This is a genomic window from Saccharomonospora amisosensis (assembly GCF_011761185.1).
Classification (GTDB): domain Bacteria; phylum Actinomycetota; class Actinomycetes; order Mycobacteriales; family Pseudonocardiaceae; genus Saccharomonospora_A; species Saccharomonospora_A amisosensis.
The window spans coordinates 1462550-1475442 of sequence record NZ_JAAOYM010000001.1 but is presented as its reverse complement, the minus strand read 5'-3'; the positions used below and the strand labels follow the sequence as shown (position 1 = coordinate 1475442).

Annotated in this window: 10 protein-coding genes; 4 read left to right on the top strand and 6 right to left on the bottom strand. The window is 70.6% G+C overall.

The window, feature by feature from the left end; all coding sequences use genetic code 11:
- Positions 1 to 31: 31 nt before the first annotated feature.
- The 4 genes from FHU38_RS07265 to FHU38_RS07250 form a co-directional block, all read right to left on the bottom strand.
- Complete coding sequence (locus FHU38_RS07265) at positions 32 to 892, bottom strand: lysophospholipid acyltransferase family protein (protein WP_167168000.1); 861 nt, start codon at positions 890 to 892, stop codon at positions 32 to 34.
- A 5-nt stretch (positions 893 to 897) separates the two neighbouring features.
- Complete coding sequence (locus FHU38_RS07260; protein ID WP_167167996.1) at positions 898 to 1668, bottom strand: GNAT family N-acetyltransferase; 771 nt, start codon at positions 1666 to 1668, stop codon at positions 898 to 900.
- Between the two features lie 138 nt (positions 1669 to 1806).
- The gene (locus tag FHU38_RS07255; protein ID WP_167167993.1) at positions 1807 to 2766 is read right to left on the bottom strand and encodes an electron transfer flavoprotein subunit alpha/FixB family protein; all 960 of its coding nucleotides are present in this window, start codon (positions 2764 to 2766) and stop codon (positions 1807 to 1809) included.
- Between the two features lie 38 nt (positions 2767 to 2804).
- Positions 2805 to 3590, bottom strand: a complete 786-nt coding sequence (locus tag FHU38_RS07250; RefSeq protein WP_167167989.1) for an electron transfer flavoprotein subunit beta/FixA family protein — start codon at positions 3588 to 3590, stop codon at positions 2805 to 2807.
- Positions 3591 to 3808: 218 nt separating this feature from the next.
- On the opposite strand from FHU38_RS07250, the gene FHU38_RS07245 reads away from it, so the two are divergent.
- From FHU38_RS07245 to FHU38_RS07235, 3 genes are read left to right on the top strand one after another with little or no spacing between them, the layout of a single operon-like run.
- Positions 3809 to 4657 (top strand): DegV family protein, encoded by an 849-nt coding sequence (locus FHU38_RS07245; RefSeq protein WP_167175703.1) that lies wholly within the window; start codon positions 3809 to 3811, stop codon positions 4655 to 4657.
- 57 nt (positions 4658 to 4714) lie between these two features.
- Entirely contained in the window at positions 4715 to 5491 is a 777-nt protein-coding gene (locus FHU38_RS07240; RefSeq protein WP_167167987.1) for a class I SAM-dependent methyltransferase, read from the top strand.
- Complete coding sequence (locus FHU38_RS07235; protein WP_167167982.1) at positions 5488 to 7005, top strand: 1,4-alpha-glucan branching protein domain-containing protein; 1518 nt, start codon at positions 5488 to 5490, stop codon at positions 7003 to 7005. The genes FHU38_RS07240 and FHU38_RS07235 overlap by 4 nt, the downstream gene beginning before the upstream one ends.
- Positions 7006 to 7057: 52 nt before the next feature.
- On the opposite strand, the gene FHU38_RS07230 is transcribed toward FHU38_RS07235, so the two are convergent.
- On the bottom strand, positions 7058 to 8896 hold the full coding sequence (locus tag FHU38_RS07230) for a glycoside hydrolase family 2 protein (protein WP_167167979.1): 1839 nt from the start codon (positions 8894 to 8896) through the stop codon (positions 7058 to 7060).
- A gap of 62 nt (positions 8897 to 8958) precedes the next feature.
- Between FHU38_RS07230 and FHU38_RS07225 the strand changes: the two genes are divergently transcribed.
- Positions 8959 to 10215 (top strand): glycosyltransferase family 4 protein, encoded by a 1257-nt coding sequence (locus FHU38_RS07225; RefSeq protein ID WP_167167976.1) that lies wholly within the window; start codon positions 8959 to 8961, stop codon positions 10213 to 10215.
- A 7-nt stretch (positions 10216 to 10222) separates the two neighbouring features.
- Here the strand turns inward: FHU38_RS07225 and FHU38_RS07220 are convergent, their stop codons facing one another.
- Complete coding sequence (locus FHU38_RS07220; protein WP_167167973.1) at positions 10223 to 12802, bottom strand: alkaline phosphatase D family protein; 2580 nt, start codon at positions 12800 to 12802, stop codon at positions 10223 to 10225.
- Between the last annotated feature and the right edge of the window lie 91 nt (positions 12803 to 12893).

Sequence of the window (12893 nt, the reverse complement as noted above, 5' to 3'; positions counted from 1 at the left end):
GACAGTTCGTGCACGCGAGGTGTGGAGGCGATCACACCGCGGCGGGCAGTGGTCGTACCACCCGGCCGCGAGCAGGCCGCACCAGTTCGGTCGTGCCAAGCGCGGCGTGCACGGCGGCCTGCGCCAGCCGCGCCAGTTCCGCCCGGTCGGTGGCACGGCCCGGCGCGATCTCGGGGCACACGAACAACTCCAGTACCAGCCCGCGCAACCTCGCGACCCTGCGCAGCGACTCGATCAGCGACTCGGTGCCGACGAAGGCGGGCCAGGTGGTCTGCCTTCCCTCACCGCTGCGGTAGCGCAGCGCCACCGGACGAACGCCGACACCGCCGTCGATGGCCGCCTGGAACAGCGCGGGCCGGAACCGCCCCGACGCGGACCCGCACCAGGTTGTGCCTTCCGGCGTGACGTTGACCAGCGAGCCCTCCCGCAGCGCGGTGGCGACCCGCGCCACCGTGGCGGGCAGCGTGGAAAGCCTGCCTCGATCGAGGTAGATGCTTCCCGAGCGGGAGACCAGCCAGCCGAGCACCGGCCAGCGGGCGATCTCGCGCTTGGCGAGCGCGCGCATGGGACGGACCGCGTTGACGGCGACGATGTCGAGCCAGGAGATGTGGTTGTTCACCACCAGCGCTCCGCGTCCCTGCGAGTCCAGGTCGCCGTGCACGACGAGGCGCACCTCGAACGCGGCGAGCACGCCACGGAAGACCAGCCGCACCGCGCGCCGCCTGCTGTCGGCGGGAAGCACAGCCAGGCAGGGTGCCAGCAGCAACGCCATGCACAGCACCGCGGCGGCGCGGGCGAACCTCGCCGCGCGGCGGGGCAGGCCGACCACCGGCTCCTCGCGGGTGAGGCACCCCGGCCCGCACGGCGACACGGGCATCCAGGGGTGGTCCATACCGCTCACACCTGCGCTCCCAGGAAGAACTTCAGGTACCGCTCGTCCACTTGTTGCAGGTCCAGCAGGACGAAGAAGTCCGCGACATCGAAATCCCGGTCGTACGCGGGCGGCCCGCACACCTTGGCGCCCAGCCGGACGTATCCGCGCAGCAGCGGCGGCAGGGTGCCGCGAGGGCGAGGCCCGACCGTGTCGGTGTCCCAGGGTCGCAGCGGTGTCACCCGATGTTCGGCGGGCGCGTAGTGCCGGTGCGACACCAGATCCCACACCTGCGCCGCGCGAATCCCGCCGTCAGCGAGCGGTACCGAGGCACACCCGGCCAGGTAGCGGTGTCCGGAAAGCAGCATGTACCGGGCGATACCAGCCCACACCAGGCCGACGACGGCGCCGCTGCGGTGGTCGGCGTGCACGCAGGAACGGCCGGTCTCCACAAGACCCGGCCGCAGGTGGTCGATGCTGCTCAGGTCGAACTCGAGGTCGGCGTACAACTGCCCCGCCTCGGCTGCCCGCCGCGGCGGCAGCATCCGGTAGGTGCCGACGATCTCACCGGTGTTGTCGTCGCGAACCACCAGGTGGTCGCAGAAGTCGTCGAAGTAGTCGGCGTCGACGCCTTGCCGCGTGGTGTGCAGCCGCGCACCCAGTTCCCCCGCGAAGACCTGGTGGCGCAGCCGCTGCGCGGCCAGCACGTCGTCGTTGTCGTGGGCGACGAGCAGCGAGTACCGCGCGTTACCCGCGCCCGTCCGGTCAGTGCTGGCGAGTAGCTGTGACCGTGTCATGCGCCGATCCTCGCGCCGGATTGCGAAGCCGCGGAGTGCCGATCGTGTCCTGCGGCTGCACAACGCGTTAAAACCGCGTTCGCCGACACGAGAACGGCCACCGGGCCGCGAGGTCCCGGTGGCCGTTCTCGACAGCGGTCAGCCCTTGCGCTTGGCGACCTCTTCTGTAAGCTGCGGGGCGACGTTGAACAGGTCGCCCACCACGCCGAAGTCGGCGATCTCGAAGATCGGCGCCTCGGGGTCCTTGTTCACCGCGACGATCGTCTTCGACGTCTGCATGCCCGCCCGGTGCTGGATGGCACCGGAGATGCCGAGCGCCACGTACAGCTGCGGCGAGACGGTCTTACCGGTCTGGCCCACCTGGAACTGCGCGGGGTAGTACCCGGAGTCGACGGCGGCCCGTGAGGCGCCCACCGCGGCGCCGAGCGCGTCCGCCAGCTTCTCCACGACCTCGAACTTCTCCGCCGAGCCGACACCTCGGCCACCGGAGACCACGATCGACGCCTCGGTGAGCTCGGGCCGGTCGCCACCGACCACCGGCTCCACACCGGTGATCCGGGCCGACTTGGCCGGGTCCACGGCTGGCAGCGACACCGACTCCTCGGCGCCCGCCCCCTCGGCCTGCTCGGCCTCCACCGCACCGGGACGCACCGAAATCACCGGAACACCCTTGGCGGCCTTGGCCTTCACCGAGAACGCGCCACCGAAGACCGACTGCTCCACGGTGCCGTCGGCGCCGACGCCGACGGCGTCGACCAGCCAGCCGGAGCCCATGCGGGCGGCGAGCCTTCCTGAGACCTCCTTGCCCTCGGAGGTGGCGGGTACCAGCACCGCCGCGGGCGAGGCCTGCTCTGCCACCGCCGCCAGCGCGTCGACCTTCGGCGTCACCAGGTAGCCGGTGGCGTCCTCGGACTCAGCGGCGTAGACCTTCGCCGCGCCGTAGGACGCAAGCGACTCCCTCGCCTTGCCCGCGGTGCCGGGAGCGCCGACCACGACCGCGGAGGGCTCACCGAGCGCCCGCGCCGCCGTCAGCAGCTCGTAGGTGACCTTCTTGACCTCACCGTCGACGTGATCGACGAGGACGAGAACTTCGGCCATGAGTTGGTTTCCTTGTCTGTCGATGTCTGTCGGTGCTGTCAGATGATCTTCTGGCCGACCAGGTACTCGGCGACCTTGGCGCCGCCGTCGCCCTCGTCCTCCACCCGCTGGCCCGCGGTGCGCGGCGGCTTCGGCGAGGCCTCCAGGACGGTGGACCACGCGTTGGCCAGGCCGACCTCGCCCGCGTCGACACCGAGGTCGGCCACGGTCAGGGTCTCCACCGGCTTCTTCTTCGCGGCCATGATGCCCTTGAAGGAGGGATACCTCGGCTCGTTGATCTTCTCGGTAACGCTGACCACGGCGGGCAGGCTGGCCTCGAGGTGCGTGATGCCGTCCTCGGTCTCCCGGTCGACCTTCACCGAGCCGCCGTCGACGGTGAGCTGGCGGGCGTGGGTGAGCTGCGGCAGGCCGAGCAGCTCGGCGAGCACCGCTGGCACGGCGCCACCGCGACCGTCGGACGCCTCGTTGCCCGCGATCACCAGGTCCACGCCTTCGATCCTGCGGACGGCCGCGGCGATCACCTTGGCCGTGGCCAGCATGTCGGAGCCGTGCAGTGCCTCGTCGCAGACGTGGACGGCCTTGTCGGCTCCCATCGACAGTGCCTTGCGGATCGCGTCGGTGGCGCGCTCGGGACCGACGCACAGCACGGTCACCTCGCCCTCGCCCGCTTCCTTGATCTTGAGCGCCTCCTCGACGGCGCGCTCGTTGATCTCGTCGATCACCGCGTCGGCGGACTCGCGGTCAAGGGTGTGGTCGGTCTCGGCGAGCTTTCGCTCCGAGTAGGTGTCAGGCACCTGCTTGACCAGGACAACGATGTTGGTCATGGATCTCCTTCGGCGCACACGCGAGGCGTTACTGCTCGGTAGATTAGGGCCTCCTCGGCCGGGCCCGCTCCGCGAGGTGACGGCATTCACCTGGAATGCCATTTTACCGGGACGATCGTCCCGGTAACTGATCTGAGCACCGGGAACTACGTGCGGTTGATCCGTTGCGTCCGAAAGTTGCAACACACTGCTTCAAACGGGTGGTTACAGGGGATAACCTGCCGGACGTGCCGGTAGCAGTGATCACCGATTCGACCGCCTGTATCCCCGAGCAACTGGCGGCACAGTGGGGCATCTCGGTAGTGCAGGTCCAGATCGTCGCCGACGGCCGCGTCGACGACGAGAACCGGTTCAACCGGGAGGACCTGATCGAGATGCTGCGCGCGGGCCACTCCGTCAGTACCAGACCCCCGGACCCCGGCGCGTTCTTCTGGACCTATCAGGACGCGGTCAGCGCGGGCGCCGACGCGATCGTCAGCCTGCACATCTCCAGCCGCATGTCGCAGACCGTGGCGGCCGCCAGAGAGGCGGCCCAGCAGGTACGCGTGCCCGTCTACGTGATCGACAGCGGAACCACCAGCATGAGTCTGGGCTTCTCCGCGCTGTCCGCCGCGCGGGCCGCCGCGGCGGGCGGGGCGCCACAGCGCGTCATCGAGGCGGCCGACCGCCGCTACCGCGGCGCCAGCGAACTGCTCTACGTCGACACCCTCGAGTACCTGCGCAGGGGCGGCCGCATCGGGGCCGCCTCCGCCATGCTGGGCACGGCGCTGTCGATCAAACCGTTGCTGACCGTGCGGGAGGGCGAGGTGGCACCACTGGCACGGGTTCCGGGTGGCAAGCGCGCCCTGGCCAAGCTGACCGACCTCGCCGTACGCCGGGCGGGAAACGCCGGTGTCGACATCGCCGTGGCGTGCGCCGCGCCCACCGACCGCGAGTTGAGTGTGGTCGGTCAGCTACGCCAGCGCATCCCCAACCTCAACGACATCGTCGTGGTGCGGGCGAGCACCGTGATAGCCGCCCACGTCGGCCCCGGTGCACTGGGGATCACCGTAGCGCCCACACTGTAAGCGCCAATCGGGTCACGGCTGCCTGGCATCCGTGACCACCGACGAGGGAGAGCGCGAGTGTCGACTGCTGCCGCGAACCGGGCGCAGACCCTGCACCTGACGGGCGAGCGCACGGTGCCTGGGGTCGTGGAGGAGAACTACTGGTTCGCCAGGCACGAGGCCGCGTACCTGGCGCTGCTGCCCCATTGCGCGGGCGAGACCGTGCTGGAAGCAGGCTGTGGTGAGGGCTACGGCGCGGCGCTGATAGCGGACACCGGGTCGCGGGTGGTCGCGCTGGACTACGACCAACCCACCATGACCCATGTGGCGCGCAACTACCCGCGGCTTGGCGCCGTGCGGAGCAACCTCGCGTTCCTGCCCGTCGGCACCGCCGCCGTCGGCGTCGTGGCCAACCTGCAGGTGATCGAGCACCTGTGGGACCAGCAGGGCTTTCTCGCCGAGTGCCACCGGGTGCTGCGGCCCGGCGGGAAGCTGCTGGTGACCACCCCCAACCGGCTCACCTTCACACCGGACTCGCCCACCCCGCTGAACCCCTACCACACCAGGGAGCTGTCCCCGGCCGAGCTGGCCGAGCTGCTCACCGACGCCGGGTTCGCCGTGGAATCGCTGCACGGCCTTCGCCACGGCGATCGCCTTCGCGAGCTGGACGCCCGGCACGGCGGGTCGATCATCGAAGCCCAGCTCGACGTCGTGCTGGGGTCGATGCCGGGCCAGGCGAGCTGGCCCGGGGAACTGCTCGCGGACGTGGCCTCGGTCAGGGCGGCTGATTTCGCCATCGACGGTGACGACCTCGACTCCAGCCTCGATCTGATCGCGGTGGCGGTGCGGCCGTGACGGCCACGACAGAGTACGAGGGCACCTTCTGCCTCGTCCTGCACAGCCACCTGCCCTGGCTGGCGCACCAGGGCAGCTGGCCGGTCGGCGAGGAATGGCTCTACCAGGCTTGGGCGCACTCCTACCTTCCCGTGGTGGACCTGCTGCGGCGGTTCGCCGCCGAGGGCAAGCGCGACGTGCTGACCCTGGGCGTGACCCCGGTGCTGGCAGCACAACTGGACGACCCCTACTCACTGCGCACCTTCCACGAGTGGCTGGGCCACTGGCAACTGCGGGCCCAGCACGCCGCCTCGCTGTGGCGCGGTGACGCGTTGCTGTCCGAACTGGCCGCCGAGCAGTACCGCACCGCTTGTGCCGCCACGGAGGAGTTCGAAACCCTTTGGTCGCACGGGTTCTCACCGCTACTTCGCTCCCTTGTGGACTCTAAAGTCGTCGAGCTGCTCGGCGGACCGCTCACCCACCCGTTCCAGCCACTGCTCGACGAGCGGGTCCGCTCCTTCGCGCTGCGCGGGGGGCTGGCGGACACCGCGCTCCGGATCGGCACGCGCCCGGCCGGGATCTGGGCGCCGGAGTGCGGCTACGCACCTGGCATGGAGGACGGGTACGCCGCCGACGGTGTCGAGCGTTTCCTTGTGGACGGCCCTTCGCTGCGCGGGGACACCTCGGCGGCGCGCACGGTCGGCTCCTCGGACGTGGTTTGTTTCGGTCGCGACCTGGAGGTGACCTATCGGGTGTGGTCGCCGAAGTCGGGCTATCCGGGACACAGCAGCTACCGCGACTTCCACACCTGGGCTCACGAGGTGGGGCTCAAACCCTCCCGGGTCACCGGCAAGCACGTGGCGCCCGCCGACAAGGCACCCTACGATCCCGCACTCGCCGCCGACACGCTGCGGCTGCACGTCAAGGATTTCGTCGACACCGTGCTGTCCAGGCTGCGCGAGCTGCGGCAGCGGCACGGCAGGCCGTCGCTGGTGGTGGCGGCCTACGACACCGAACTGTTCGGTCACTGGTGGCACGAGGGCCCAGCCTGGCTGGAAGGCGTGCTGCGCGCGCTGCCCGAGGCGGGGGTGCGGGTCACCACGCTTGCGGGAGCGCTGGAAGCCGGGCATCTCGGTGGCCCGGTGGAACTGCCCGCCTCGTCGTGGGGCTCGGGCAAGGACTGGCGGGTGTGGGACGGCGAGCAGGTTTCCGACATGGTGGCCGCAAACACGGCACTGCAGCAGCGGCTGCTCACGCTGCGGCCGAGGGGAACGGTGCGCGACCCGGCTGCCGACCAGGCCGTCACCGAGGCGTTGCTCGCGCTTTCGAGCGACTGGGCGTTCATGGTCACCAAGGATTCCGCGGCCGACTACGCGCGCGGCCGCGCGCGGGCGCACACCGAGCGGTTCGACGAACTGGCCCGGCTGCTGAACTCGGCCGCGCCCGACGCCGCGGCGCGCGCGGCCACGCTCCGCGCACAGGACAACCCCTTCGGCCAACTCGACGCCAGGGACCTGCTTTCCGGCGACCGGTGACCTTATCGAGTCGCCGTGCGGCCGCACCTGGACAGTCCGGTGTGGACACCGCTCAGCCAGCGGCCTCGCCGGTGGGCGCTTCCTGGTCCGGCTCGGTGTCCTCGGTGTCCTCGGTGGGCACGCTCAGCAGCCGGGCTTCGGTGGCAGCGAAACCCGGCGGCCACGAGCCCGCCGCTATCACCGCTCGGTTGCGCTCCGCGACCACCGCGAGGTCCACTTTGAGCACTCTGCGGTCGTAGCTGAGCAGGCCGTTGACCTCGTTCTCCACATCGGTGGTCTGGGTGTAGACGGCGCCGGAGAGCCCCTCCTCCCGCACCACCCGCTCCAGATCGAGACTCACCTCCGCGTAGCGCCGCGTCAGCTCCTGCCTGGATTCCACCATCTCGTAGGCCAGCGGCTCACCCGGCCACACGTGCCCTTCCAGAAGCAGCCCGACGCCGCCGTACTCGCCGTCGACGGTGGCCCTGCCGCCGTCGACGCGCGGGCTGCCTGGCCCGACATAGGTGTGGTCGTCGTAGACGTCACCCGCGCCGGAGTCGGGGTGGGAGTGGCAGCAGTTCACCCCGCTGTCGGCCACCACAAGCCGAGTGGGGTCGGCCGCCTTCACCAGCTGCGCGATGCGCGCGGTGTCGTACTCGCCCCACCCCTCGTTGAACGGCACCCAGGCCACGACGGCGGTTGCCCCGCGCAGTTGCGTGACGATCGCGGACAGCTCCGCCTCAAACCGCTCGCGAGCCTTCGTCACCGGCGCGGGCTGCGGACCGGGCGGGTTTTCCAGCACCACCGGCAGCGAAGGGATGTCCTGCCAGACCAGCAGCCCAAGCCGGTCGGCCCAGTAGTACCAGCGCTGCGGCTCCACCTTGACGTGCTTGCGAACACTGTTGAAGCCCAGCTCCCTGGTTCGCTCCAGGTCGCTGCGCAGCGCTTCGTCGGTGGGGGCGGTGTAGATCCCGTCCGGCCAGTAGCCCTGGTCCAGCAGCGCGTGCAGGAACGTGATCCGGCCGTTGAGCGCGATCCGGCAGCGGCCCTGCCCGTCGTCGACCAGCCCGATCGTGCGCAGCCCCGCGTAGCTTTCCACCTGGTCGATCGGCTCGCCGTGCTCCCCGCGCAGCAGCACGGTGACGTCGTACAGGTACGGGTCGTCGGGGCTCCACAGCCGAGGTCGCGGCACCTCGACGCGCACCGGCTCGGTCGAGGGACCGCTGCCGCGGGCGACCTCACCGCCGTCCGGCTCGCTGACCATGACCTCCAACTCCCGCGCGCCGTCGCCCGCGACCGTGGCGGCCACGTCGAGGCCCCCCTCGTCGCAGCCGATGTCGAGCGCGGCGACATGGGTCGCGGGCACCGGCTCCAGCCACACGGACTGCCAGATGCCCGACGCGCCGGTGTAGAGGATGCCGCCGGGCCGATTGGCCTGCTTGCCGACCCCGAAGGTGCCTCGGTTGCCGATGTCGTCGGCGCGCACCAGTAGCTCCTGCTCCGCGTCCTCACGCAGCACGTCGGTGATGTCCACGCTGAAGGCCGTGTAACCGCCCTCGTGCTTTGCCAGCGGCTGGTGGTTGACCCACACCGTCGCAACCTGGTCCACCGCACCGAAGTGCAGCAGCACGCGGCCACCCCACCAGTCCGGCGGGATGTCGAAGGTCCTTCGGTACCACATGTGCTCGTCACGGCGCCGGATACCGGAAAGCGCCGACTCGGGCGGGTAGGGCACCAGGATGCGCTCACCTGAATGCGTTGCGCCGTCGGCCGACCGCGCCGTGTAGTCCCACAGCCCGTTGAGGCTGAGCCAGCGCGGGCGGCGCAGCCGAGGTCGCGGGTACTCGGGTAGGGCGTTGTCCGGGCCGACCTGCTCGGCCCAGGGTGTGAACAGTGGCGCTGAGGCGGTCATTACCTCGATGAGAACACGGACGCGTCGCCACGGGCTAATGAACCGGTGAGTAACCTCCATGTATGCGCGTGCTCATGCTGTCGTGGGAATACCCGCCCGTGGTCGTCGGGGGGCTTGCCCGGCACGTCCACGCGCTGGCCAGACATCTCGCCCTCGACGGGCACGAAGTCGTGGTGTTGTGCAGGCAGCCAGCGGGAACCGACGCCGAGACGCACCCGACGGCCGACGATGTGGTCGAGGGGGTACGGATCATCCGGGTCGCGGAGGACCCCACCCACCTGACGTTCGAACGGGACCTGGTGGCCTGGACGCTGGCCATGGGCCACGCGATGATCAGGGCGGGCACGACGCTGCTGCGAAGCTGGCGGCCCGACGTGGTACACGCCCACGACTGGCTGGTCACCCATCCCGCGATCGCGCTGACCGAGGCCGCCGGTGTGCCGCTGGTGGGAACCATCCACGCCACCGAGGCGGGCAGGCACTCCGGCTGGCTTTCCCACCCGCTCAACCAGCAGATCCACTCGGTGGAGTGGTGGCTGGCCAACAGGGTGGACGCGCTGATCACCTGCTCGCAGTCCATGCGGCGGGAGGTCGCGCAACTGTTCGAGGTGCCGCCGGAGAGCATCACAGTGATCCACAACGGCATCGAGGAGCGCGGCTGGCAGGTACCTGCCGAGCAGGTGCGGAGGGCTCGCGAGGCACACGGCGGGACCGGCGCGCCGCTGCTGCTGTTCTTCGGCAGGCTGGAGTGGGAGAAGGGGGTGCAGGACCTGCTGGACGCGCTGCCCGCCGTCCGGCGAAGGCACCCGGGGACCCGGCTGGTAGTGGCGGGCAAGGGCAGGCACCTTGAGGAGCTGCGCCAGCAGGCGGACCGGCTGGAGCTGGCGCAAGCGGTGGACTTCGTCGGTCACCTTTCCGACCGGGAGTTGCGCGCGCTGCTCGCCGCCGCGGACGCCGTGGTGCTGCCCAGCCGGTACGAACCGTTCGGCATCGTCGCGCTGGAGGCCGCGGCGGCGAAGGCCCCGCTGGTGGCCTCCACCGTCGGTGGGCTGGGCGAGCTGGTGGTCGACGGCGAGACCGGGCTGGCGTTCGCCCCTGGCGACGTCGCCGCGCTCGTCGACGCCGTCGACGCCGTGCTCACCGACACCGACGCGGCGGGCCGCCGAGCGCTGGCCGCGCAGTCACGGCTGGCCGCCGAGTTCGACTGGGCCCGAATCGCCACCGCGACCGCACGGGTCTACCGGCGGGCGCGACCGGTGCAGCGGCCACCGACGCTGGGCAGGCCCAAGATCGCCACCGGAAACGCCTTCGAGCCGTGAGCGGGCATTACCGTGCCCGCCGGTACAGCTGCGCGAGTACGGCGAACGGGTCGGCCGCGCCGCCGTGGTCCACGGCCACGATGCGCCGGGTCAGGAGGTATTCGGCGCCGGGCGCGATGCGCACCTGCACCATGCTCATCACCCAGTTGCCCGTCGCCGCGGCCAGCAGACCCTCCGGGTCGGCGTCGTAGATCAGGCCATAGGTCTGCGGGTCGGTGCCGGTCATGCCGAGCCACGGCTCGGTGGGCTCGTAGCGCAGCGGGCTGCCGTACGGCGTGGTGATCGTGCCGTGTCCGGCGACACCACTGCGCTGCCCCGGCCCGTCGTGGTCCAGCGCGTCCCCGACCCACACCGCGACGGGCTCGCCGCCGGTGTTGCGGAACACCGACTCGGCACTCACCCAGGAGTTGTCCGGCTCCAGCGTGTATGTCGTGGTCACCGTGAGCGCGGCGAAGTCGGTGGAGGCGCCCCTCGCGCGGACCACCGCGCGCGTCGGACCGGCCGCCACCACCTCGACATGCTCGTTGCGGACGCTGACCTGCTGCCATGCCTCGGTTCCCTGTGGCTGCGCGGCGGAGGCATAGGTCAGGTTGATCCAGTCGAGCTGGTCGGTCCGCCCTCGCACGGCCATGTCGAGCACCTTCCCCCGCGTGGTGCCGAGCAGCTGCCCGTCCTCGGTCACCGCCGCGACGGCCATCGCGAGTGCCGCGTTCTCCATGACGATGTCCGAATCGCCCGCTTCCACACGCGCACCGGCGAGCCGCTTGCCCGTGCCCGCGAGCGCGCCGGTAACGCGGGGCAACTCGAAATCCACCCGCTGCAGCCTGCCCTCGGCCAGTTCGGCAGTGCGCCTCGCCGTCTGGTAGCAACCCGCCGTCGCGGCGATGTCGTAGCTGCCAGGGGTTACCAGCAGCCGGTATTCGCCGTCAGCGCCGGTGGTGCCGGTGCTCACCACGGTGCCGTCGGCTGCGCTCGCCCGCACCACGACGTTAGCCAGGGCTGTGCCGTCGGTGGCGTCGGTCACCCGGCCGACGACGCCGTCGCCCGCGCCCTCCAACCGGCGTGCACCGGCGACGCCGTCGGTCACCGCGAACGACGCGAGCGTGAACGCCGGTCCAGAGGGGTCGGCAGGGTGGTTGACCGCCAGCAGGTCAGTACGCCACTGCGACGGCGTCACCGTGCAACGGGTGTAGCCGCGGTGGTCGCCGTCGAAGAACCGGACGTGGGGGTTCGCCTCCAGTGCGGCCGCCACCGAGTCGCGCCAGCCGCAGCCGGAGCTGATCGACGTGCCGACGAACTCGGTAGCCAGTGTCTCGGAGTCCGGATCGGCGAAATCGGCCTTGAGGTCGTTGACCCATGCCGAGTGCCAGTCACCAGACAGTACGACCACATTGGATGGTCGCCGGTCGGCGAGGAAGGCGAACAACCGGTCGCGGGCAGCCGCGTAACCGTCCCACTGGTCGTGGTTGATGCTCACGCCGTGGCCGGTGTCGTAGTCGAAGAACGCCATGATGGTCTGCTGCGCGATCGCGTTCCACCGCGCCCGAGAGCTTGCGAGGGTGTCCAGCAGCCAGCGTTCCTGTTCCGCGCCGGTCATGGTCCTGCCAGGGGCGAGCGCGTCCGGATCACGGGGCGCGATGAACCGGCCTTCGACCTGGTCGTCGCGGTACTGGCGGGTGTCGAGCACGGTGAGGGAAAGCAGGTCGCCGAACGCCAGCGACCGGTGCAGTGTCATATCGGCGCCCGAGGGACGGGCGGTTACCCGCAATGGCAGATGCTCGTAGTAGGCCTGGAAGGCGTTCGCCCGCAGCTGAAGGAAGTCCGGTGTGGAGTCCTGCGGAATGTCGCCCGCCCAGTTGTTGTCGACCTCGTGGTCGTCGAAGGTCACGATGAACGGGAAGGCGGCATGCGCGGCGCGCAGATCCGGTGAGGTCTTGTACCGCGCGTGCAGCACGCGGAAGTCGGCGAGGCTGCGAGTGTCGCCGCCTTCGTAGATGTAGTCGCCGACGTGGACGACGAAGTCCAGGTCGTCGGCGGCCATCGCGCGGTAGGCCGCGTACCTGCCGCCGGTCCATGCCTGGCACGACGCGAGTCCGAACCTCACCTCCTCGACGGCGGAGTCGGGCAGTGGTGCGGTCTTCGTACGCCCGACCGGGCTGACGGCGTCGCCCGCGAAAAACCGGTAGAAGTACTCCCGGCCCGGCCGCAGCCCGGTGATCTCCGGGTGCACGCTGTGCCCGAGCTCGGGAGTGGCCTCGACGGCCCCCCGCGCCACGATGCGGGTGAACTGCTCGTCCTCGGCAACCTGGTAGCGCACCCCGAACGGCTCCCGTGGCATACCGCCGTTGCCGTCCTCAGCCAGCGGGTCGGGCGCCAGCCGGGTCCACAGCACGACCCCGTCCGGCAACGGGTCCCCCGAGGCGACCCCGAGCGTGAACGGATTGCCGAGCGCGGGTGGGAAGGCCAGCGCCGCACCGCTGTGCACGGCGCCGGTGCCCAGCAACAACGCCGTGGTGCTCACGCCACTGAGCTCAAGGAACCGCCTGCGGTCGAACCGCCGACCTTGCTCGCCGCTGTACTCGGACATGAGGTCCTCCCCATCGGGACGTTCGGACGCCGTCGGGGCAAGACCCTGCCCCTGCCAGGCGGCGGCCAGGTGTCGCGCAGGCCACCGAGGA

Coding starts and splice junctions, on each gene's coding strand:
- FHU38_RS07265 (WP_167168000.1), bottom strand. CDS start 892: ATGGACCACCCCTGGATGCCCGTGTCGCCGTGCGGGCCGGGGTGCCTC.
- FHU38_RS07260 (WP_167167996.1), bottom strand. CDS start 1,668: ATGACACGGTCACAGCTACTCGCCAGCACTGACCGGACGGGCGCGGGT.
- FHU38_RS07255 (WP_167167993.1), bottom strand. CDS start 2,766: ATGGCCGAAGTTCTCGTCCTCGTCGATCACGTCGACGGTGAGGTCAAG.
- FHU38_RS07250 (WP_167167989.1), bottom strand. CDS start 3,590: ATGACCAACATCGTTGTCCTGGTCAAGCAGGTGCCTGACACCTACTCG.
- FHU38_RS07230 (WP_167167979.1), bottom strand. CDS start 8,896: ATGACCGCCTCAGCGCCACTGTTCACACCCTGGGCCGAGCAGGTCGGC.
- FHU38_RS07225 (WP_167167976.1), top strand. CDS start 8,959: ATGCGCGTGCTCATGCTGTCGTGGGAATACCCGCCCGTGGTCGTCGGG.
- FHU38_RS07220 (WP_167167973.1), bottom strand. CDS start 12,802: ATGTCCGAGTACAGCGGCGAGCAAGGTCGGCGGTTCGACCGCAGGCGG.